The 22,342-nt window shown below is 64.2% G+C and carries 20 protein-coding genes and 1 pseudogene; 8 read left to right on the top strand and 13 right to left on the bottom strand.

The window, feature by feature from the left end; translation table 11 throughout:
• The first annotated feature begins 7 nt into the window (after positions 1–7).
• Positions 8–2,074: an FUSC family protein gene (locus CK221_RS21950; RefSeq protein ID WP_095779234.1), complete on the top strand. Its 2,067-nt coding sequence runs from the start codon at positions 8–10 to the stop codon at positions 2,072–2,074.
• Between the two features lie 72 nt (positions 2,075–2,146).
• Here the strand turns inward: CK221_RS21950 and CK221_RS21945 are convergent, their stop codons facing one another.
• A complete protein-coding gene (locus CK221_RS21945; RefSeq protein WP_095779233.1) occupies positions 2,147–3,268 on the bottom strand; it encodes a DUF2336 domain-containing protein in 1,122 nt (373 codons plus the stop codon).
• 149 nt (positions 3,269–3,417) lie between these two features.
• Here CK221_RS21945 and CK221_RS21940 point away from each other — a divergent pair, with 149 nt between their 5' ends.
• Both CK221_RS21940 and CK221_RS21935 read left to right on the top strand, forming a co-directional pair.
• Entirely contained in the window at positions 3,418–3,870 is a 453-nt protein-coding gene (locus CK221_RS21940; protein ID WP_095779232.1) for a MaoC family dehydratase, read from the top strand.
• A complete protein-coding gene (locus CK221_RS21935) occupies positions 3,870–4,751 on the top strand; it encodes a CoA ester lyase (protein WP_095779300.1) in 882 nt (293 codons plus the stop codon). The genes CK221_RS21940 and CK221_RS21935 overlap by 1 nt, the downstream gene beginning before the upstream one ends.
• A gap of 63 nt (positions 4,752–4,814) precedes the next feature.
• On the opposite strand, the gene CK221_RS21930 is transcribed toward CK221_RS21935, so the two are convergent.
• Both CK221_RS21930 and CK221_RS21925 read right to left on the bottom strand, forming a co-directional pair.
• A complete protein-coding gene (locus CK221_RS21930; protein WP_095779231.1) occupies positions 4,815–5,423 on the bottom strand; it encodes a flavin reductase family protein in 609 nt (202 codons plus the stop codon).
• A 1-nt stretch (position 5,424) separates the two neighbouring features.
• Complete coding sequence (locus CK221_RS21925; protein ID WP_095779230.1) at positions 5,425–6,009, bottom strand: nitroreductase; 585 nt, start codon at positions 6,007–6,009, stop codon at positions 5,425–5,427.
• 163 nt (positions 6,010–6,172) lie between these two features.
• Between CK221_RS21925 and CK221_RS21920 the strand changes: the two genes are divergently transcribed.
• A complete protein-coding gene (locus CK221_RS21920; RefSeq protein WP_095779229.1) occupies positions 6,173–7,138 on the top strand; it encodes a hypothetical protein in 966 nt (321 codons plus the stop codon).
• A gap of 4 nt (positions 7,139–7,142) precedes the next feature.
• Here the strand turns inward: CK221_RS21920 and CK221_RS21915 are convergent, their stop codons facing one another.
• From CK221_RS21915 to CK221_RS21895, 5 genes and pseudogenes are all read right to left on the bottom strand, one after another.
• Positions 7,143–8,084, bottom strand: a complete 942-nt coding sequence (locus CK221_RS21915; RefSeq protein WP_095779228.1) for a 1-acyl-sn-glycerol-3-phosphate acyltransferase — start codon at positions 8,082–8,084, stop codon at positions 7,143–7,145.
• Between the two features lie 95 nt (positions 8,085–8,179).
• Positions 8,180–10,153 carry a threonine--tRNA ligase gene (thrS, locus tag CK221_RS21910; protein WP_095779227.1) on the bottom strand — a complete coding sequence of 658 codons (1,974 nt, stop codon included), beginning with the start codon at positions 10,151–10,153 and terminating at the stop codon, positions 8,180–8,182.
• A gap of 228 nt (positions 10,154–10,381) precedes the next feature.
• Positions 10,382–10,573: pseudogene (locus CK221_RS21905) on the bottom strand (class D beta-lactamase); the annotation flags it as partial.
• A gap of 142 nt (positions 10,574–10,715) precedes the next feature.
• Positions 10,716–11,090, bottom strand: coding sequence for a membrane protein insertion efficiency factor YidD (gene yidD, locus CK221_RS21900; RefSeq protein ID WP_095779225.1), 375 nt, complete (start codon positions 11,088–11,090; stop codon positions 10,716–10,718).
• 125 nt (positions 11,091–11,215) lie between these two features.
• A complete protein-coding gene (locus CK221_RS21895; protein ID WP_095779224.1) occupies positions 11,216–11,662 on the bottom strand; it encodes an iron-sulfur cluster assembly scaffold protein in 447 nt (148 codons plus the stop codon).
• A gap of 236 nt (positions 11,663–11,898) precedes the next feature.
• Between CK221_RS21895 and folE the strand changes: the two genes are divergently transcribed.
• The 3 genes from folE (at position 11,899) to CK221_RS21880 (ending at position 14,133) form a co-directional block, all read left to right on the top strand.
• Entirely contained in the window at positions 11,899–12,525 is a 627-nt protein-coding gene (gene folE / locus CK221_RS21890) for a GTP cyclohydrolase I FolE (RefSeq protein WP_067000141.1), read from the top strand.
• Positions 12,526–12,618: 93 nt separating this feature from the next.
• Positions 12,619–13,077, top strand: a complete 459-nt coding sequence (gene hisI / locus CK221_RS21885) for a phosphoribosyl-AMP cyclohydrolase (protein WP_067000908.1) — start codon at positions 12,619–12,621, stop codon at positions 13,075–13,077.
• An 84-nt stretch (positions 13,078–13,161) separates the two neighbouring features.
• Positions 13,162–14,133 carry a patatin family protein gene (locus CK221_RS21880; protein ID WP_067000906.1) on the top strand — a complete coding sequence of 324 codons (972 nt, stop codon included), beginning with the start codon at positions 13,162–13,164 and terminating at the stop codon, positions 14,131–14,133.
• Positions 14,134–14,146: 13 nt separating this feature from the next.
• On the opposite strand, the gene recJ is transcribed toward CK221_RS21880, so the two are convergent.
• The 5 genes from recJ to CK221_RS21855 form a co-directional block, all read right to left on the bottom strand.
• Complete coding sequence (gene recJ, locus CK221_RS21875; protein ID WP_095779223.1) at positions 14,147–15,931, bottom strand: single-stranded-DNA-specific exonuclease RecJ; 1,785 nt, start codon at positions 15,929–15,931, stop codon at positions 14,147–14,149.
• Positions 15,932–16,071: 140 nt separating this feature from the next.
• Positions 16,072–17,055, bottom strand: a complete 984-nt coding sequence (gene glpX / locus CK221_RS21870) for a class II fructose-bisphosphatase (protein ID WP_082980638.1) — start codon at positions 17,053–17,055, stop codon at positions 16,072–16,074.
• A gap of 148 nt (positions 17,056–17,203) precedes the next feature.
• Positions 17,204–18,517, bottom strand: coding sequence for a homoserine dehydrogenase (locus tag CK221_RS21865; RefSeq protein WP_095779222.1), 1,314 nt, complete (start codon positions 18,515–18,517; stop codon positions 17,204–17,206).
• 47 nt (positions 18,518–18,564) lie between these two features.
• Entirely contained in the window at positions 18,565–19,782 is a 1,218-nt protein-coding gene (locus tag CK221_RS21860) for an LL-diaminopimelate aminotransferase (RefSeq protein ID WP_095779221.1), read from the bottom strand.
• A gap of 49 nt (positions 19,783–19,831) precedes the next feature.
• Positions 19,832–20,242, bottom strand: coding sequence for a hypothetical protein (locus CK221_RS21855; RefSeq protein ID WP_164748201.1), 411 nt, complete (start codon positions 20,240–20,242; stop codon positions 19,832–19,834).
• 97 nt (positions 20,243–20,339) lie between these two features.
• On the opposite strand from CK221_RS21855, the gene phaC reads away from it, so the two are divergent.
• Positions 20,340–22,181 carry a class I poly(R)-hydroxyalkanoic acid synthase gene (phaC, locus tag CK221_RS21850; protein ID WP_095779220.1) on the top strand — a complete coding sequence of 614 codons (1,842 nt, stop codon included), beginning with the start codon at positions 20,340–20,342 and terminating at the stop codon, positions 22,179–22,181.
• Positions 22,182–22,342 lie beyond the last annotated feature (161 nt).

The raw sequence follows: 22,342 nt of genomic DNA, 5'->3' as shown, positions 1-22,342 counted from the left end.
CTTGCATGTGACCTGGACGCGGCTGAAGGATCTAGCCGGGACACCGTTAAGTGAGCTGACCCAGCCGACGCGCTCGGACTGGATCTTCGCCCTGCGCACGGTTTCTGCCGGGCTGATCGCGCTGCTTGCCGCTTACGCCTTGAAGCTCGATCATCCGCAATGGGCGATGATGACGGTGTTCATCGTCGCGCAGCCGGTCGCCGGCATGGTGCTGGCGAAAGGCTTCTACCGCCTGATCGGCACGCTGGCCGGCGGCCTGGCGGCGATCGGCATCACATCGCTGTTCGGCACCAATCCCTGGCTCTTGGTGACGGTGCTGGCACTATGGATCGGCGTCAGCACCCTCGTTTCCTCGCTGCTGCGCAATCCGGAAGCCTATGGCGCCGCCCTTGCCGGCTATACAGCGATGATCATCAGCCTGCCGGCATTCGGGCAGGCGCATCTCGTCGTCGATCTCGCTGTCGCGCGCTGCGCCGAAATTGTGCTCGGCATCGTCTGCGCCGGCGTCACCAGCCGGCTGATCCTGCCGAAGCTCGCGGCGGACGCCATCATCTCCAGGCTGAAGCGCAGCATTCTCGATCTCGCCGACTACGCCTCAGGCGCCTTTTCCGACGGCGATCCGGCCGGTCTTGCCGCTCTCCAGCGCAAGCTGATCACCGATGCCCAGACACTTGCCGAGATGCGCACCTATGCGCGCCTCGAAGCGCCGAGCTTCGCGACCCGCGCCCATCCGGTCCGGCGCACGATCGGACAACTCCTGTGGGCGCTCTCGGCGGCCCGCGCGCTGCATACCCATGCCGCGCCGAAGAATGCGACGCTCATCCCTGTTCGCAGTGAGTTGAAGGCAATCGTCGGGGAACTCGCTACGACGCGCGACGCGTTGGACGACACCGGCCCATGGGTGGCGCGGCTCGAGGCAATCGCGATCAGGGCAAGAGAAACGGCGCCGGTGGCCACCGATCCCGGTGAAGACAAGGTCGGCACTATCACCCGCCTCATCATTGCAGCCGATTTCGCGGAGGCGCTGAAGCAGGTGATGCGCGGCTTGGATGCGCTTCGCTCGCCAGTTTCCCGAACGTCTCGTGAGCGGCAGCAGCCGGCCCTGGTCGTGCACCGCGACTATCATGCGGCCTGGCGCAATGCGGTGCGCGCCGCGCTCGCCACGCTTCTGGTGGCGGCCTTCTGGCTGACCACCAAATGGTCGGAGGCGGCGGGCACCGTCATTCTCGTCGCCGTCGTCTCCAGCCTGTTCGCGGCACGTCCCGATCCGGTTCAGTCGGCCTGGGGCTTCTTCACTGGAACGGTCCTCGCTTTGCCTTTCGCTTTCCTCGTCGGCCAGATCGCAATGCCGGCGCTGCCCGGCTTCGGCTGGTTCACCCTCTTTGTCGTGCCGATCCTGGTGCCGGCAGCGCTCGGCATGGCCAATCCGCGGCATGTCGGCGTGGCCACCGCCTTCGCCATCAATTTCTTGGCTTTCCTCAGCCCGCACCAGATGATGACCTATGATCCCGGCCCGTTCTTCGCCGGATCGGCATCGATCCTGGTCGGCATCCTGATCGCCATCGGCGTCTTCATCGTCGTTTTGCCGGCCAATCCCTGGGCCACTGTTGAGCGCATCTCGCAGGCGATGCGCGAGGACCTGGCGCGCCTTTGCCTGCATGAGCGCGTCCCCAGGCGTTCGGCCTTCGAAAGCCTGGCCTATGACCGGATCAACCAGTTGATGCCGCAACTGCAGCAGACCGGGAGGAAAGGCGACCCTATTCTTGGCGGCAGCATTGCCGCCGTGACCGTCGGCCTCGAAGTGCTCCGGCTGCGCCAGGCGCAACTGAACTCCACCGTGCCACGCGAGACGGTCGAGTCGATCGGCAACTTCCTGCGCGGCCTGGCGCGGGAATTGCTGTTCAGGAGGCATGGCGAGCCGCAGACCTCGACCATCGTCGTGGCGCGGGAATATGCGGCGAGCATCGCCGGTCGCGGCGACCGGCCGGAAATGCTTCAGGTCGCGGCCTCACTGCGCATCATCGCTGCCGCGATGCAGGATTATCCGGATTTTTTCGCGAAGGGGCACCCTTAGACGGGCCGGGCCGGGATACGTGAGCATCGAGCAGGAAGCCGCCAGGCCGGCCACACCTGGCACCGACGTGCGCTAGGCGGCGGCAATTGCCAGCGCATGCCCGCGCGCGTTCTCGCGCAGCGCGTCGAGATGGATCGACTTCACCAGTCCAGCGAGATCGCCCTCGGCCGATTGCCCGCCGAGTTCCTTCAGCATCAGCCAACTCACCTCCTGCACGCCGGCGACACGCTTGCCGTTGGCGACCTCGCGCCAGATCTTCAGCGCGCGCAGGATGATGCCGTGCGTGGCGACGGCGAGGCCTGCGCTGCGGAACAGCGCCTGCAGCGCAACGTCGTGCCCGCCGGCCAGCAACGCCCTCACCCGCTGCTCGGATTGTTGGGCAAGCGCCACCAGGGCCGAGCCGAAGAAGTCGACCTTGCCATGCGCGACGGTGCGGATGATGAAGCTCGCGGTGAGATCGCCGCGCAGTCTGAGATGCTCGATCAGCGCGGCGTGCTCCTCGGCGCGGGTGCCCTCGATCAGCGTCACCGAAGCCTTCACGCAGGCGTCGCGCATCACGCGGTCTGCCCGTGCCGCTCCCATCAGTGCCAGTACCAGCGGCGATCCCTTCAGCGTCTCGCCGAGCTTGACCAGAAGCATGTGCCGGCAGTCCGCGGGAAGCCGCGCGTCGGCGATCAGCGCCTCGCGCACCAGCGGCAGGTGGCCGTGCCGTTCGGCCATCCGGCGGAAACTCAGCGATGCAATATCGGCGCCGCTGTTGGCGACCAGCGTGGCGCAGGCTTCCGGCTCGCCGATCTCGGCGATGGCTGCCGCCAGCGACATCGAGACGACGGGACGGTTGGCTATCGGCTTTTGGGTGGCCTTCTGGCCGCAGGCGACGCGGTCGATGAGATCGGCATCGGTAAGCAAAGGCGAACGCGCCAGCACCAGCGCCGCCACTTCCGGCTGGTCGGAAGCGAGTGCTGCGATCACCTGCGGCGGGGCGTGATGGCTCATCGACAGCGCTTCGGCGAGCGCCTGCCGGACCTTGGCGGAAACGTCGTCGAGCAGCAGCGTGAGCGCCGCCTCGGCGGCGCAGCGATCCTCGAACGGCAGGTCGGAATTGATGTAGGCGCGGGCCAGCGCGCTCGCGGCGGCGGCGCGCTCGGAAACCCTTGCCTTATCGATCCACTTTAGAAAATGCGAAACAACCATGCCGATCAGCTACGCCCTTGCCGAAACGTTTCGGCCCGTTGGGAACGGTAAGCTGGAAATGGTTTACGAACGGTTCACCATGTTTCTTAACCGGCTTGATGGCTTTGCAACCAACGCCTATCAAACAGGAATAGCGGAGGAGATCGACCATGGCCGGGCTTTATCTGGAGGAGTTCGTCGTCGGCCGCGTCTTCCGGCACACGCTGCGCAAGACCGTCACCGAAAGCGACAACATGCTGTTCTCGGTGATGACGCTGAACCCGCAGCCGCTCCACATCGACTTCGACTTCGCCGCGAAGAGCGAATGGGGCAAGCCCTTGGTCAATTCGCTGTTCACGCTCGGCCTGATGATCGGCATCTCGGTGAACGATATCACCGTCGGCACCACTGTCGCCAATCTCGGCATGAAGGAGACCGTCTTCCCGCACCCGGTTTTCCACGGCGACACCATTCGCGTCGAGACGACGGTCGTTTCGGTGCGCGAGTCCAGGTCGAGGCCCGATCGCGGCATCGTCGAATTCGAGCACCGCGCCTATAATCAGAACGATGTTCTTGTCGCCAAATGCACGAGGCAGGCGATGATGATGAAGAAGGCGTCCTGATGCGCTCGCTGCTCTTCGTGCCGGGCGATTCCGAGCGCAAGCTGGAAAAGGGCTTTGGCGCCGGCGCCGACGTGGTCATCGTCGACCTTGAGGATTCGGTCGCCGCCGGCAACAAGGCGGGCGCCCGCAAAGTCGCGGCGAACCTCATCGCCGGCCACCGACAGCAGACCAGCTCCGACATCTACGTACGCGTCAACGATCTGTCGACCGGCCTGACCGACGATGATCTTGCGGCGCTCGTCCCGGTGAAACCCGACGGCATCATGCTGCCGAAGTCGAACAGCGGACAGGATGTCCAGCAGCTCGCGGCCAAGCTTCGGGTGCACGAGGCCGAAAGCGGCTTGCCGGATGGCGGCATAAAGATCCTACCGATCATCACCGAAACCGCATCCGGCCTGCTGGCTGCCGCGAGCTACGCCGGAGCAAGCAGCCGGCTTGCCGGACTTACCTGGGGCGCGGAAGATCTGTCGGCCGCAATCGGCGCGCGTTCGGCGCGCGACGAGAGCGGCCGCTACACCGACGTCTTCCGCCTGGCGCGCGCGATGACCATCCTGGCGGCCGGCGCGGCGGAAATCGCCGCGATCGATACCGTCTTTCCGGATTTCCGCGACATGGCCGGTTTCGAAGCCGAATGCAGAGAGGCCGAGCGCGACGGCTTTACCGGCAAGATGGCGATCCATCCAGCGCAGGTGCCGGTCATCAACACCGCCTTCACGCCGTCGCCGGAAGCGGTCGAACGATCGCGGGTGATCGTCGACGCCTTCGCGGCGGCGGGAAATCCGGGCGTCGTCGGCATCGACGGCAAGATGTATGACCGGCCGCACCTGCGGCTTGCGGAGCGGCTGCTGGCACGCGCGAGAGCGGCGGGACTTTCAGCCTGAACCGCCAATCACCAGACCATGAGGATCAGTTTGTAGCGGACGTGAGCCGTGTACCCCTCCCGGTTAATCCTTGCTCCAGCGCGGCCGCCGCATCGAGAAAATCTCGTTGACGCTGGCATAGTCCATATAGCCAAGCCGGGCGACATTGCCGGCTCTGACGATGTCGAACAGGCCGTCCCTGAGATAAGCATCGTCGATGTGGACCCCGACGACCTCGCCGGCGACGACGATGGCGCTGGTCTCGGCGCCGTCCAGTCCCCGCGGCCGAAATATCTCGGTCACCTTGCATTCGAGGGCGGCGGGCGCTTCCGCCACGCGCGGCGGCGCGACGAGGCGCGACGGCGCCATGGCGAGATCGGCATAGGCGAACTCGCTGATGCCGCGCGGTGCATCGACGGCCGTGCGGTTCATTTTCTCGGCAAGCTCGCGGCTGACGAGATTGGCGACGAATTCGCCGGTTTCTTCAGCGAAGGTGGCGCTGTCCTTCGCGCCTTCGGATGAGAACCAGACGATGAAAGGACGCGTCGAAACGGCATTGAAGAAGGAATAGGGCGCCAGGTTGATCTCACCGGCCTTGTTCAATGTCGAGATCCATCCGATCGGGCGGGGTGCAACGATCGCCTTCGACGGATCGTGCGGCAGGCCGTGCCCCTTGGATGGCTCGTAGAACATGTCAGCCGGCCCACGGCCCGGCGTAATCGGCATAGAGCTTAGCCGGATCGGGCCGCGGCCGCTCCGGCGCCGGTCCCTGGTACGAGCCGATATGGACGAAGCCGATGACGCGCTCCTGCGGCGACAGCCCGAGGATCGCCCTGCCCTCCGCAACGTCGGAATACCAGTTGCTGATCATGTTGGTGCCATAGCCCAGCGCATTGGCCGCGATCATCAGATTCATAGCCGCCATTCCGCCCGACAGGAACATCTCCCATTGCGGGATCTTTGGGTTCTCCCGCGGCACGGAGACTACGCCGATCACCAGCGGGGCGCGCGAGAAGCGCGCCAGTTCCTGGTTGCGGCGCCCCTCCGGCAACGGTCCTTCGCGCTGCTCGGCAAGCGCCGCGAGCTTTTTGCCGATCTCGACCCGCGCCTCGCCGCGGTAGACGATAAACCGCCAGGGCTCGAGGCGGCCATGGTCTGGTACCCGCGATGCCGCGGCGATCATCGTGGCGATTTCCGCATCGCTCGGCGCCGGCTCCTTGAGGTCCGGAATCGGCGCTGAACTGCGGGTCAGCAGGAAGTCGATGATCGGCGACGCCATGGGCGCAAGTCTCCTAGCATTTCAATTTTGAGCTGAAGCGCGCCATCGGGAGGTCGGGCGGCTCGGGCAATGGCGCAATTATACGCCGGATAAAGAGCCCTGGCGGAGGGCGGCAGGCTCTTGAGCCTTGAAATTGCCACCGCCTTGGGCTTCAACGCAAGGCATGTTTGAGGGGACTCTGCGCCTTTTCGTGATCGGGCTCGTCGCCGCGTTGTTTGCGGTGCCGGTTTCGTTCGCGCTGGCCCAGAACGCCAACGATGTCGGCAATATCAAGTTGCCGGGCATTTCGAGCTATGCGACGCCGAAGAGCGAGCGGTCGCTGGCGCTTGGCAGTGGCGGAGCGATCACCCTTTCTGCGCAACTGACCGACAAGGGCGCCGACATCACCCGCGGCATCGTCTGGCGCGTCTTCAAGCCGGAACCGGCCAGCGACGGCAAGCTGCCGATGGTGGCGTCCGCGCATGGCGGCACGGCGGTGTTCCAGCTCGACCCCGGCAGCTACCTGGTCCACGCCTCTTACGGACGGGCCGGCGCCACCAAGCGCATCACCGTCGGCAAGGACGCAAAGCGCGAGAGCCTCGTTCTCGATGCCGGCGGCTTGAAACTCGACGCAGTGACGTCCGGCGGCGCGCACATCGCGCCAAAGAAGCTCCGCTTCGCGATCTATGAGGGCCAGGCCGAGGCCGATGGCGACCGCGCGCTGATCGCCCCCGATGTCGAGCCGAACACGGTGGTGCGGCTGAATGCAGGCACCTACCATGTCGTCTCTACCTATGGCGCAGTCAACGCCGTGATCCGCTCCGATATCCGCGTCGAGGCCGGCAAGCTGACCGAGGCCACTGTCGAGCACCGCGCAGCCGAGATGACGATGAAGCTGGTGCGCGAGCCCGGCGGCGAAGCCATTGCCGACACCTCCTGGTCGCTGCTCAATGAATCGGGCGATCCGATCAAGGAAGCCGTCGGCGCCTTCGCCTCGATGGTGCTGGCCGAAGGACAATACACCATCATCGCCAAGAACCGCGACCGCATCTACCAGAAGGATTTCACCGTCGTGGCCGGCCAGAACCAGGAAATCGAGGTCGTGGCCAACGAATCGTCCGCCATCGATCCCGAGGAGGGCGCGGACTAGCTGCTCAGGCGGCTTTGCGCATCCGCTTGGTTAGAAACGGCGTGCGTCCGCGCCGCGCCGCCGCCGGAGCGAGATCGAAAACCGCTTGGTAGAGCCTGTCGAGCAACGCCTTGCGGTCGCGCAACGGTTCGAGCTCGCTCCACTTCAGCACATCGCCGATGCGCACCTCGATCGCCCTGCCGGACAGCCGGGCGAATTCGCGGATGAGCAAGGAGGTGCGCAGCGTCAGCGACGCCTTGCCGACGAATTTCGCCACGCGGTTGTCGCGCTCGGCCATGTTCATCGGCCCACTGACGAGATGGAACAGACGGCCGTTCTGGCCGGAGAAATGCAAAGGGATGACCGAGGCCTTGGCCTCCTGGATGAGCTTGGCCGGAAACATCTTCCACGGCAGGTCGATCGCCCGGCCGAACCCCTTCGGCGCCGTGGCGACGCCGCCGGCCGGAAAAACGACGATGGTGACGCCTTCCTTCAACAGCCGCACCGCCTCGTGGCGCACGGCCATGTTGTTCTTCAGCGCTTCCTTGGTCTCGGAAAAATCGATCGGCAGCGAATAGGCTTCCATCTCGCGGATCCTGAGCAGATCCTTGTGGATCATGACCCGGAACGGACGGCCGAGCTGCTCGGCGAGCGACAGCACTGCAATGCCGTCACCGATGCCGAAGGGGTGGTTGGCGACGATCACCAGCGGACTATCCGGCACATTCGCCGGCGGCCAACGGCCGGCGTGGTGCACCCTGACGTCGATCAAATCCAGCATGCGGCTGAACACACGGTCGCCCGTTGGAGCGACCTGGCGCCGCCACAAGTCGTAGAGCACGGCAAAGCGGTCGCGGCCCGACAGGCCTTCGACGGAATGGATGAACCACCGCGTCAGCGTCGGCTGATGCCGGTTGGCGTAGGAGAGCTCGGGAAACGGCCTTTCCCGCGGTTTCAGCTTGAGCATGGCGGCTCGGTTACAAGGTTGGCGTGACAGGCGTGTGAAGATGGCGGTGGACTATGTGCCACCGCCATTCGAGAAGCGATTGGAGATTAACGATTTTAGGCCGCGCGGCGCTTGCGGTCCGGAGAGACGGCCTCGTCCGCCAGCAATTTCACGGCGTCGCCGAGCTTCAGCGATTCCTGGTCGCGGGAGCCGAGACGGCGGACATTGACGGTTTCCTCTTCCGCCTCCCGCTTGCCGCAAACGAGAATGACCGGAACCTTGGCCAGGCTGTGCTCGCGCACCTTGTAGTTGATCTTCTCGTTGCGCAGATCGGTTTCGGCGAGCAGCCCCGCAGCCTTCAGCCGCTCGACCACCTTCATTGCATACTCATCCGCGTCTGAGGTGATCGTCGCCACCACCACCTGCAGCGGCGCGAACCACAGCGGGAAATGGCCGGAATAGTTCTCGATCAGGATGCCGAGGAAGCGTTCCATCGAGCCGCACACCGCGCGATGCACCATCACCGGCTGCTTCTTCTCCGAATCCGAGCCGATATAGAAGGCGCCGAAGCGTTCCGGCAGGTTGAAGTCGACCTGCGTGGTGCCGCACTGCCATTCGCGGCCGATGGCGTCCTTCAGCACATATTCGAACTTCGGCCCGTAGAAGGCGCCCTCGCCCGGATTGACCGAGGCCTTGATGCGATTGCCGGAGCGCGTGCGGATCGTCTCCAGCACATTGCTCATGATCGCCTCGGCATGGTCCCAGGCCTCGTCTGTGCCGACCCGCTTGTCGGGCCGCGTCGACAGCTTCACCGCGACCTCCTCGAAGCCGAAATCGGCATAGGTCGACAAGATCAGATCGTTGATGCGCAGGCATTCCGCGGCGAGCTGCTCCTCGGTGCAGAAGATATGCGCATCGTCCTGGGTGAAGCCGCGCACACGCATCAGCCCATGCAGCGCGCCCGACGGTTCGTAGCGGTGCACATTGCCGAACTCCGCAAGCTTTACGGGCAGTTCACGGTAAGACTTCAACCCATGCTTGAAGATCTGCACATGGCCGGGGCAGTTCATCGGCTTCAGCGCGAAGACGCGGTCGTCGTCGGTGTCGTCACCGGCAACCGTCACCTTGAACATCGCGTCGCGATACCAGCCCCAGTGCCCCGAGGTCTCCCACAGGCTCTTGTCCAGCACCTGCGGCGCGTTGACTTCCTGGTAGCCGTGCTCGTCGAGGCGGCGGCGCATGTAGTTGACCAGGTTCTGGAACATCTTCCAGCCCTTGGCGTGCCAGAAGACGACGCCCGGTCCCTCCTCCTGAAAATGGAACAAATCCATCTCGCGGCCGAGCTTGCGATGATCGCGCTTCTCGGCTTCCTCCAGCAGCATCTGGTATGCCTCGAGCTGCGCCTGGTCGGCAAAGGCGGTGCCGTAGATGCGCGTCAACATCGGGTTGTTGGAATCGCCGCGCCAATAGGCGCCCGCCACCTTCATCAGCTTGAAGGCGTTGCCGATCTGCCCGGTCGAAGCCATGTGCGGACCGCGGCAGAGATCGAACCAATCGCCCTGCGCGTAGATCTTGATATCCTGATCCTCGGGGATAGCGTCGATCAGCTCGACCTTGTAGCGCTCGCCCTTGTCGGCGAAGACCTTCTTTGCCTTCTCGCGCGACCACACTTCCTTGGTGAACGGCCTGTTGCGGGTGATGATCTCGCGCATCTTCTTCTCGATCACCGGGAAATCGTCCGGCGTGAACGGCTCGTTGCGCGCGAAGTCGTAATAAAACCCGTTCTCGATCACCGGCCCGATCGTCACCTGCGTTCCCGGCCAAAGCTCCTGCACGGCCTCGGCCAGCACGTGCGCCGCGTCGTGGCGGATGAGTTCCAGCGCGCGCGGATCCTCGCGGGTGACGATCTCGACCTTGCCGGACCCGCCGAGCGGATCAGAAAGATCGCGGACAGTGCCGTCGAGGCTGTAGGCAACAGCCTTTTTCGCCAGCGATTTGGAGATCGATTCGGCAAGGGCGGCGCCGGTCATCGCGGCGTCGTACTCGCGGACGGAACCATCGGGAAATGTCAGGGAGACGGAATTCAGCATCAGAGTTGTCCTATCCAGTCCCGCAAACGAGCGCGGGTGGTGAATGCATGTCGCAGGAATGTGCTGGAGCATGCAGGGTTGGCCGGAGGCGCCAATCACTTGGACGCTGGCGGGCGGCAGTCTTTTATGAGGAGTTTCCGCCGCCGTAAAGCCGCAAGCCGTTCTATTTGATGAGCCCCGGAAGATCGTTCAGGAAGCCGCCCGCGTCGCGAGCCCCTTCGGCAAGATCGAAGCCGGGCTGACGCGCTCGTCGCGGAAGCCATCCTGGCAAAGCGTCGAGCCGCTCGCCGAGTCCTCGATCAAAATGCAGTGGATGTCCTTGAGCGGCGCCGATTGCGCCCGCATCGGCAGGCCGAGCATCCAGGCCAGCAGGAACAGAATGATGGCAATGAAGAACGGATAGCGGTCCATCTGGCGCATCGAAGCTCACTCCGGAAAAGGGATTACGCGGAGCGGCTTAGCGAGGCGTCTTGTCTCGATTTTGTCTCAAATTGGCAGTGTTTGTGCAGGCTGACGTTAACCCTACCGAATCGTAAACACGGGCTGCGAAACGCAGCCGCAGTCAGCCATCTGCGTCATCGCGCTTCCTGCCGATTTGCCAATAGCGCCACGGCATGAACCAGACATAGCGCGGCGCAAGCGTCTCCGGCACGCGGTCGATGCCATGCGTCCCGAGCGGCCCGCAACGCGAGACCCGGAACAGCGCCAGCCAGCCCCCGGTCCACAATCCATGGCGGGCGATTGCCTCATGCGCGTATTCGGAACAGGTCGGCAGATGCCGGCAGCTATTGCCGACGAAGCCGGAAAGCGTCAACTGGTAGAGGCGCACGAGCGACGTGCCGAGGACGCGGCCCGGCGTCTTGCGCCAGGGTCCCTGCCAGTTTCGCCCATGCCGGACCGGCCGGACACCATGGATATGTCCTGAATGGTCTCCCATCCGCACTTCTCCGCAGCCAGCTTCCTTGTGCGTTAGATGTGGGCTTCGAGCCGGGAACGCAACGACCTTTTATCGCTCACCAAGCGAGTTCGCCATGACCAGGCAAGCAGCCCAGGAGATCGCCCTCAAGCAGCCTGGCCGGCGCGCTTTTTCTCGATCTGGCCGATCGCGTCGACCACCGCGTCGAAGGTCAGCATGGTCGAGGCGTGACGTGCCTTGTAGTCGCGCACCGGCTCCAGATATTTCAGATCGGCGAACCGGCCCTCCGGCGGCGCGCCGGTTTCCTTGAGCATCTTCAGCATGGTTTCGCGCACCGCGCGCAGCTCACCGGCGTTCGCGCCAATGACATGCCGGGCCATAATCGAGGAGGATGCCTGACCAAGCGCGCAGGCCTTCACGTCATGAGCGAAATCGGTCACCACGTCGCCATCCATTTTGAGGTCGACGGTGACGGTCGAGCCGCACAGTTTGGAGTGCGCTCTGGCGGTCGCATCGGGGTGGTCGAGCCGGCCGATCTTGGCGATGTTTCCGGCGAAGCTCAGGATTTTCGCATTGTAGATGTCGTCGATCATTTTTTTCCAATCCGTCGCCGCCAAGCGAACAGGCTTTGCCGCTGTTGCGTCTTCCTTTCGCTGTGCACGACCATATATAATGATGGCAGCCGGGCATCGACAAGGCAAACTCAAACCATTGTCATTGCTCATCTGTTCACGCCGCTTACGGGCTGGAAACCGGGCGAGTTTCACCCGAAAGGTCGTGGTCCGTTCAACTCGTCCCACCTCTGAGTGGGACTACGGGAGACGCCTTTATGGATGCCGTCATCAAGAAACTCATGCCCCCTTCCTCCTATATGGAGAAGCCTGTCACCGATCGCCCAAGCGAGGCCGAAGTCCAGGCCGCCGTGCGCACGCTTTTGCGCTGGACCGGCGACAACCCTGATCGCGAGGGCCTTGTCGACACGCCGAAGCGCGTCACCAAGGCTTTTCGCGAGATGTTCAACGGCTATGACATGTGCCCGGCCGAGGAGCTTGGCCGCACTTTCGAGGAAGTGGCCGGCTATGACGATCTCGTCATCGTCAGGGACATCAAGTTCCACTCCCATTGCGAGCACCACATGGTGCCGATCATCGGCAAGGCGCATGTCGGCTACCTGCCGGACGGCAAGGTCGTGGGTCTGTCCAAGATCGCGCGCGTCGTCGACATCTTCGCCCATCGCCTGCAGACGCAGGAAGCGATGACGGCGCAGATCGCAGGCGTGATCCAGGACGTGCTCAACCCGCGCGGCGTCGCCGTCATGATCGAGGCCGAGCATATGTGCATGGCCATGCGCGGCATCCGCAAGCAGGACTCGACCACGCTCACCTCTACCTTCACCGGCGTCTTCAAGGACACGCCCGAGGAACAGGTGCGCTTCGTCACCATGGTGCGTGCCTGATCGCCGGCTGCTGCCGGCCTTCAGACCATGGTCCCGAAAAGCGGGACCCGGTTTTCAGATAAGATCATGGTCCAACAAAAAGACGAACCGGCAATGTCGGCACTGCAATTTCCCAAAGCCCCGGCAGACAAGAAGGCGCTGGAGGAAGGCACCGTCCTTTCTCCGCGCTTCGATGCTGCCGGCCTCGTGACCGTCGTCGTCACCGACGCCGGCGACGGCATGCTTTTGATGGTCGCGCATATGAATGCCGAGGCGCTGGCGCTGACGCTCGAAACCGGCATCGCCCACTATTGGTCGCGTTCCCGCAACGCGCTGTGGAAAAAGGGCGAGACCTCGGGCAACGTCCAGCGCGTCCTCGAGATGCGCACGGATTGTGACCAGGACGCGATTTGGTTGAGCGTCAAAGTATTGGGCCAGGACGCAACTTGTCACACCGGTAGGCGTTCCTGCTTTTATCGGACGGTGGGGCTCAGCGACGGCAAGGCGGTGCTTGCCGACGATGGCAGCAAGCCGCTGTTCGATGCGCAAGAAACGTATCGGAAGCCGGCGTGAACCATTCGATATTCACAAACCACTCATATTCACTATTCTCAAACATCCTTGTGATAGAAGGGACACGGGACAAGGGAGATCATGATGCTCGAATGGGCGTCATTGCGCAGCAGACCTGACGTTCAGGAGGCCAACGGCCTTGCATCGTCCGGCGGCGTGCTCGATCCGAAATCGGCGAAGAAGATGGGCATCTCGCTAGCGCTCGGCGGCGGCTGTGCTCGTGGCTGGGCCCATATCGGCGTGCTGCGCGCGCTGGACGAAGCCGGCATCGAAGTTTCGATGATAGCGGGCACCTCGATCGGCGCGCTGGTCGGCGGCTGCTATCTCGCCGGCAAATTGGACGAACTGGAAGAGTTCGCCAGAAGCCTGACCAAGCGGCGCCTCTTCGGACTGCTCGATCTCAATCTGCGCGGCAGCGGCCTGTTCGGCGGCATGAAGCTCGATGCGCGGCTGCGCGAACATGTCGACGGTATCCGTTTTGAGGAACTGTCGAAGCCCTTCGTCGCCGTCGCTTCCGAAATCCGCACCGGCCACGAAATCTGGCTGTCGAAAGGTTCGCTCATCACCGCCATGCGCGCGTCCTACGCGCTGCCCGGCGTCTTCGAGCCCGTGAACTGCAACGGGCGCGTGCTGGTCGACGGCGCGCTGGTCAATCCGGTGCCGGTCTCGGTCTGTCGCGCCTACGAGCAGCCGCTGGTCGTGGCCGTCAACCTCCACTACGATCTGTTCGGGCGTGCCGCGGTGATCAAGCACAGCGCGGGTGAACTCGTCATCGAGAACGACGCGCCGCGTCCCGGTCAGGTCAATCCCCAGCACCCGCCGCACCAGACCCGCCTCGGCATCACCGGCGTCATGGTCGAGGCCTTCAACATCATCCAGGACCGGATCTCGCGCGCCAGGCTCGCCGGCGATCCGCCCGACATGTCGCTGCAGCCGAAGCTCAGCCATATCGGACTGACCGAGTTCCACCGCGCAGACGAGGCGATCCGCATCGGCTATCAGGCGACCATGTCCCAGATCAGCGAATTGCGGCGGCTGCAGACGGTGCTCGCCTGATCCGAAGCGTCAGTCAAGCAATCGCGGCATCTGTGATGCGGAATTGCACTGAGCGGTTGCCGTTCCAGTAATTGCCCGACAGCGAACCGGCTATATGCACGGTCTTGCCCCTGTTCTTGAACAGGAATTCGCCGAGCGCGGTGTCGACGGCGCGGAACGCGATCGCCTGGAGGTTGCCGCCGCTTTGCGACTGCAGGTCGGCGCGGATGTGGTTGGTGCCGATCGGCCGCGCATCGATGAGTCTGTGGCGCGGCAGCACAAACACCGGCGCGATGTGTCCGGCGCCGAACGGGCCGGCTTTCTCCAGCGCATCGAGCAGCGCCAGCGTCGCGCCCTCCGCGGCTAAGGCGCCGTCGATCGCCAGGCTTTCCTCGCTCTGCAGCCGGAACACATCCGCCGCCGCGCGCTCCTCGAAGAAAGCCCGAAGCGCGCCGAGCTTGGCACGTTCCACGGTGATGCCTGCCGCCATGCCGTGACCGCCGCCCTTGGCGATCAGGCCGGCCTGCGCCGCCTCGCGCACCAGCCGGCCGAGATCGAAACCGGAGACCGAGCGCCCCGAGCCGGTGCCGATCCCATTGGCATTGAAGGCGATTGCGAAAGCGGGACGGCGCGCATGGTCCTTGAGCCGCGAGGCCAGCAGCCCGACGATGCCGGGATGCCAGCTGTTGCTTGCGGTCACGACGATGCCAGGGCCGGTGCCGCCGGCAAGCTCCGCGTCGGCCTCGGCGCGCGCCTGCGCCAGCATCTCCAGTTCCATCTGCTGCCGTTCCTGGTTCAGCCGGTCGAGCGTCTCGGCAATGCTTGCGGCTTCAACGGGATCCTCGGTGGCAAGCAGCCTGCTGCCGAGCGCGGCATCGCCGATGCGCCCGCCGGCATTGATGCGCGGCCCGATCAGATAGGCGAGATGGAAGGTATTTATCGGCTCGCCGATGCGCGAGACCCGCGCAAGCGCCGCCAGCCCCTCATTTTTCTGCTGGCGCGCCACCTGCAGCCCCTTGACTACGAAAGCGCGGTTGACGCCGGTGAGCGGCACCACGTCGCAAACGGTCGCCAGCGCGGCGAGGTCGAGCAACGAAAGCAGATCGACCGGCGCGACGTTTGGCAAGCGTTCGCGAAGCACCTTCGCCGTCTGCACCAGGCACAGGAAGACCACACCGGCGGCGCAGAGATGCCCCTGCCCCGAAAGGTCGTCCTCCCGGTTCGGATTGACCACCGCATCCGCCGCCGGCAGCGGTCCGCCGACTTGGTGATGGTCGAGCACCACGACATCGGCGCCGGCATCTTTCGCCGCCTCGATCGACACGGCGCTGTTGGTGCCGCAGTCGACGGTGACGATCAGCTTCGCGCCGCGCGAGATCAGCTCGCGCATAGCTTCCGGATTCGGGCCGTAGCCTTCGAAGATGCGGTCGGGGATATAGATCTCGGACGGCACCGAAAAATGCGCCAGAAAGCGCTTCAGCAGCGCCGACGACGCGGCGCCGTCGACATCGTAGTCGCCGAAGATCGCCACCCTCTCGCCGGCCACGACCGCATCCGCGATGCGCGCCGCCGCCTTCTCCATGTCGGTCAGCGAGGCCGGGTTCGGCAAAAGCTCGCGAATGGTCGGATCGAGGAAGCGCTCGGTCTGCTCGACCGTCACGCCGCGGCCAGCCAGCACCCTTGCGACGATGTCCGGCACGCCATGACCCTGCGCGATGGCCAAAGCGGCCATGTCCTGCCGCTCGGTCAGCCGGTGCTCCCAGGAAACACCGGTCGCCGACTGCCTGACATCGAGGAAGAAGCGTCTCTCGCCCATCATGAGACGCGCCGTCTGCACACCATCCTTCGGCAGATATCAAGATGCGACAGCCCTAGCAATTCCGGGAAAGCGAACCACCCCGGAAAACTGTGGAAGGGCGCTCCGACCGTAATTGCGCGAAAGTGTCTACAAGGACGAAATCAGAACTTTTCCAGATCCTGGTGGCGCGCCTTGATCTCGCGCACTGTGCGCGAGGACGAGCGCAGCACGATGGTGTGAGTGGTGATGAAGGTGCGCCCGAACTTCACTCCGCCGAGCAGATTGCCGTCGGTGACGCCGGTCGCCGCGAACAGCACGTCGCCGCGCGCCATGTCCTGCGCGCGATAGACCCGCTTCGGATCCGAAATGCCCATCTTTTCGGCCCGTGCAATCTTCTCCGGCGTGTCGAGGATCAGCCGGCCCTGCATCTGTCCGCCCGTGCAGCGAAGCGCCGCCGCGGCCAGCACCCCTTCCGGCGCGCCGCCGGTGCCGAGATAGATGTCGATGCCGGTCTCTTCCGGATCGGTGGTGTGGATGACGCCGGCGACGTCGCCGTCGCCGATCAGCCGGATGGCGGCGCCCGTGGCCCGCACCGCGTCGATCAGCTTGGCATGGCGCGGCCGGTCGAGGATGCAGGCGGTGATGTCGGGCACCGCCACGCCCTTGGCCTTGGCGAGATTGGCGATGTTCTCGGCCGGCGGCGCGTCGATGTCGATCAGGCTGTCCGGGTATCCCGGCCCGATGGCGATCTTGTCCATGTAGACGTCGGGCGCGAACAGCAGGCTGCCCTTTTCCGCGATGGCGATGACGGCAAGCGCGTTGGGAAGGTTCTTGGCGCAGATCGTCGTGCCTTCGAGCGGATCGAGCGCGATGTCGACGGCCGGGCCTTTGCCGGTGCCGACCTCTTCGCCGATATAGAGCATCGGCGCCTCGTCGCGCTCGCCCTCGCCGATGACCACGGTACCCTTGATGGCCAACCGGTTGAGTTCCTGGCGCATCGCATCGACCGCGACCTGGTCGGCCGCCTTCTCATCGCCGCGACCGCGCAGCCTGGCAGCGGCGACCGCGGCCCTTTCGGTCACACGCACCACTTCCATGGTGAGGATACGATCGAGGCCGGCTACGATGTTTTGGGCCATGTTCATGGATGGGCATTCCTCGTTGAAACTGCGCTTTGCCTCCCGCCAGAAGCGCGCTTCTTCTGGCAAAGCTCCATGACAACGGCAAGACTTGCCATGTCAATTTTTGAAATGGCAGCAATATCAATCGATTAAAGGTGAAATATGACTCGAACTATTCCGCCCGCTCGATACGGATCACCTGCGGCTTGTCGGTAAGATGGCCGTCCTTGGTGACGCCTTCGACCGCCTTGCGCACCGCCGCTTCCGTTGTCTCGTGGGTGACGAGGATGACGGTCTTCTGCGCTTCGGTAGCCGGCCCGGCGGCCTGCTGGACGATCGATTCCAGTGAAATATCGTTGTCGGCCATGCGCTTGGCGATCGCCGCGAAGACGCCGATGCGGTCGTGCACGGTCAGCCGGATGAAATAGCCGCCGGCATGGCTGCGCATCTGCGCTTTCCTGTAGGGCTTCAATTCCTTCGCCGGCCAGCCGAAGACCGGCCCGTGCTGGAAGCCCGGCCGGCTCTTGGCGATATCGGCAATGTCGCCGACCACCGCCGAGGCGGTGGCATTGCCGCCGGCGCCGGGGCCGGAGAGCAAAAGCTCGCCCAGGATGTCGGTCTCGATCGCCACGGCATTGGTGACGCCATGCACCTGCGCGATGACCGAGGCCGTCGGCACCATGGTCGGATGCACGCGCTGCTCGATGCCGCTGTCGGTGCGCTGCGCGACGCCGAGCAGCTTGATGCGGTAGCCGAGCTCGGCTGCGGCGCGAATGTCGGCCTGGGTGATGTTGGAGATGCCCTCCATGTAAATGTCGTTGGCGGCGATCTTCGTGCCGAACGCAAGGCTGGTCAGGATCGACAGCTTGTGCGCCGTGTCATGGCCTTCGATGTCGAAGGTCGGGTCGGCTTCGGCATAGCCGAGGCGCTGCGCGTCCTTGAGGCAGGCATCGAAAGAGATGCCTTCGGCCTCCATGCGGGTCAGAATGTAGTTGCAGGTGCCGTTGAGGATGCCGAAGACGCGGGTGACCTGGTTGCCGGCCATCGCCTCGCGCATCGTCTTGATGACCGGGATGCCGCCGGCCACCGCAGCCTCGTAGTTGAGCAGCACGCCCTTCTTCTCGGCGACCTCGGCGAGTTGCACGCCGTGCTTGGCCAACAGCGCCTTGTTGGCCGTCACGACATGGCGGCCGGCCTCGAGCGCCGCCTTGACCGATGCACGCGCTGGCCCTTCGTCGCCGCCGATCAGCTCGACGAAGACATCAATGTCGGCCTTCTCGGCCATCTTCGCGGCATCGTCGAACCATTTGGTGCCGCCCAGATCGACACCGCGGTCCCGCTTCGGATCGCGCGCCGAAACCGCTGCGACGACAATGTCGCGACCGCATTGGCGGGTGAGCTCGGCGGCCTTGTCGTTGAGCACGCGCGCCACCGAGGCGCCCACCGTGCCAAGGCCGGCAATTCCAACACGCAACGCTTCAGCCATGTCCGGCGACGCCCCTCAAAGATTGGTCGGTGTGATGTGCGGTAAATTCAGCGGCGCGCGGTGAGCGGCACAACATTGTTGGGCTGCTTGGCGGTCGAGGCCAGGAAGCGCTTGATGTTGCGCGCCGCCTGGCGGATCCGGTGCTCGTTCTCGACCAGCGCCACACGAACAAAATCGTCGCCATGCTCACCGAAGCCGATGCCCGGCGCCACCGCGACGTCGGCGTGCTCGATGAGCAGCTTGGAGAATTCGAGCGAGCCGAGCTGGCGGAACTGTTCCGGAATCGGCGCCCAGGCGAACATCGAGGCCGCCGGCGCCGGAATGGTCCAGCCGGCACGGCCGAAGGAATCGACCATCACATCGCGCCGCTTGTGATAGATCTCGCGCACCTCGGCGATGTCGGCGCCGTCGCCGTTGAGCGCATGCGCCGCCGCGACCTGGATCGGCGTGAAGGCGCCGTAGTCGAGATAGGATTTGACGCGCGTCAGCGCCGCGATCAGCCGCTCGTTGCCGACCGCGAAGCCCATACGCCAGCCGGGCATGGAAAAAGTCTTCGACATCGAGGTGAACTCGACGCAGACATCCATCGCCCCTGGAACCTGGAGCACCGAAGGCGGCGGATTGCCGTCGAAATAGATCTCGGAATAGGCAAGGTCCGACAGGATGATGATGTCGTTCTTCTTCGCGAAGGCGACCACGTCCTTGTAGAAATCGAGCGAGGCGACAAGCGCTGTCGGGTTCGACGGATAGTTGAGGATCAGCGCCAGCGGCCTCGGAATCGAGTGGCGGATGCCGCGCTCGACCGCCGGGATGAAGCCGTCATCCGGTTCCACCTGCAGCGACCGGATGACGCCGCCCGACATGATGAAGCCGAAGGCGTGGATCGGGTAGGTCGGATTGGGGCACAGGATGACGTCGCCGGGCGCGGTGATCGCCTGCGCCATGTTGGCAAAGCCCTCCTTCGAGCCGAGCGTCGCCACCACTTGCGTGTCTGGATTGAGCTTCACGCCGAAGCGGCGGGCATAGTAGTTCGCCTGGGCGCGGCGCAGGCCCGGAATGCCGCGCGAGGACGAATAGCGATGCGTGCGTGGATCGCGCACCACTTCGCATAATTTGTCGACGATGGCCTTCGGCGTCGGCAGGTCCGGATTGCCCATGCCAAGGTCGATGATGTCGGCACCGCGCGAGCGGGCGCTGGCCTTCAGCCGATTGACCTGCTCGAACACGTAAGGCGGAAGCCGGCGGACCTTGTGAAATTCTTCCATTGGAGTTCCAGACGAGCAAAGGGGGCGCTTTTCGGCGCGCGATATAGACCTAATTGCAGTTAGGGTCGAGGGCGGGATCGCATTTGCCTTCGATCTGCTTCAGCGCGTCGTCGCCATGCGTCCTGGCGAGCGCGTTCAGCGCTGCCGTATTGGCGGCTGGCTTCGCGCCGCCGCCCTTGGCAAGCTGCGCCTGCTGCTCGGCCTTGAGCTGGGCAAGCTTGGCGGCAGTCTCTTCCTTCGTGAGCTGCTTGGCGGCTACCGGCGGCGGAATGTTGAGGTTCGGATAGGAGCCGGTGTCCTTCGGCCCCTCGGTCACCGCGGTCGGCCTTGCATTGCTGGCGTTGCTGCTGGTCTCGCAGCCGCCCGCGAGCAACGGCGTGCACAGCACCGCGGCTGCGGCGGCGATGCGGCAAATCGAACCGGCGCCGAGAAAATAAGTCCCGCCAAAATTAATCGTCATATTGTTTTCCTGGCAGCCGGGTTAGAGCGTGTTGGACCCGGTCAGATGTCCCATGGTAATATGTCAAGAAAACGCTCCGGGAGGAACCCCGCGAACCATGTCCAAAGCGCCCGATTCGGACAAAGCGGAAAATGGCGGACCTTCGACCGTCGAGCAATATCTGGTGAAAGATCCCGAACGCTTCGCGTTGAACATGGCGCGCATGATCGAGCAGGCCGGCAAGGCGGCCTCCGCCTGGGCCGAGCCGCGCGAAAAGGGTGAGGTGCGCGACCACGTCGCCGAACCCGTGGTCGACATGGTCAAGACCTTCTCCAAGCTCTCGGAGTACTGGCTGGCCGACCCGCAGCGCGCGCTTGAAGCCCAGACGCGGCTTTTCGCCGGCTACATGACGGTCTGGGCGAACGCCATCCAGAAGGTCAGCCCGAGCCCGAACGCCGAAGCCCCCGAGGACGCGGTCAAGCCCGAGCGCGGCGACAAGCGCTTCCAGGATCCGGAATGGGGCCGCAATGCCTTCTTCGACTTCCTGAAACAGGCCTATCTCGTCACCTCGCGCTGGGCCTCCGATCTCGTCGATCATGCCGAGGGCCTGGACGAGCACACCCGCCACAAGGCGAGCTTCTACGTCAAGCAGGTTTCCAACGCCATCGCGCCGTCCAATTTCATTCTGACCAATCCCGAGCTGTTCCGCGAGACCGTCGCCTCCAACGGCGAGAATTTGGTGCGCGGCATGAAGATGCTGGCCGAGGACATCGCCGCCGGCAGGGGCGACCTGAAGCTGCGCCAGGCGGACTACGCGCCGTTCGAGATCGGCAAGAACATTGCCACGACACCCGGCAAGGTCATCGGCCGCAGCGATGTCGCCGAGATCATCCAATACGATCCGACGACGGAGACGGTGCTGAAGCGCCCCCTGCTCATTTGCCCGCCGTGGATCAATAAATACTATATCCTCGACCTCAACCCGCAGAAATCCTTCATCCGCTGGGCAATCGAGCAGGGCCACACCGTCTTCGTCATCTCCTGGATCAACCCGGACGAGCGCCACGGCGCCAAAGGCTGGGAGGCCTATATCCGCGAGGGCCTGCAATATGGCCTCGACATGGTCGAGAAGGCGACCGGCGAGAAGGAGGTCAACGCCATCGGCTATTGCGTCGGCGGCACGCTATTGGCCGCGGCGCTCGCGCTGCTGGCGCAGGAAGGCGACCACCGCATCAGGTCGGCGACCTTCTTCACCACTCAGGTCGACTTCACCTATGCCGGCGATCTCAAGGTCTTCGTCGACGAGGACCAGGTTGCCGCGGTCGAGCGCTCGATGAGCGAAAAGGGCTATCTCGACGGCACCAAGATGGCGACCGCCTTCAACATGCTGCGCTCGGGCGACCTGATCTGGCCTTATGTCATCAACAACTATATGCGCGGCAAGGACCCCCTGCCCTTCGACCTCCTCTACTGGAATGCCGATTCGACCCGCATGGCGGCGGCCAACCATTCCTTCTATCTGCGCAATTGCTATCTCGAGAACAATCTCTCCCGCGGCACGATGGAGCTTGCCGGCCGCACCGTCTCGCTGGCCGACATCACGATCCCTGTCTACAACCTCGCCACGAAGGAAGACCACATCGCGCCGGCGCTTTCGGTGTTCCTCGGCTCGGGCTATTTCGGTGGCGACGTCGAATATGTCATGGCGGGCTCCGGCCACATCGCCGGCGTCGTCAATCCGCCGGCGGCGCACAAGTACCAGTACTGGACCGGCGGCAAGCCGGTGGGGGATTTCAGCACCTGGTTCGCCGGCGCGCACGAGCATGCCGGCTCATGGTGGACGCACTGGCAGCACTGGATCGAAAGCCAGGACAACATCCACGTGCCCGCCCGCAAACCGGGCAAGCGTATGAAAACCTTGGGGGACGCGCCGGGCACCTATGTCAAGGTGCGTGTGTAACCGGCTGTAATGTCTGGTGAGTTGACGGGCCGCCCAAACAGGGCGAAATGGTGATGTTAATCGTTTTCGTAGCCTCAGCTCGCCTGCAGACACACAATAAATCCGAGGCTTTGCAGATCGATACAGATCCCGTTTCCGGTTCGGGAACAGGAGGTCGCCGC

Origin of the sequence: Mesorhizobium sp. WSM3868 (genome assembly GCF_002294785.1) — a bacterium.
In the GTDB taxonomy this organism is placed as follows: Bacteria; Pseudomonadota; Alphaproteobacteria; order Rhizobiales; family Rhizobiaceae; genus Mesorhizobium.
The sequence above is the reverse complement of the archived record's forward strand: the minus strand, read 5'-3'. Positions and strand labels throughout refer to the sequence as shown.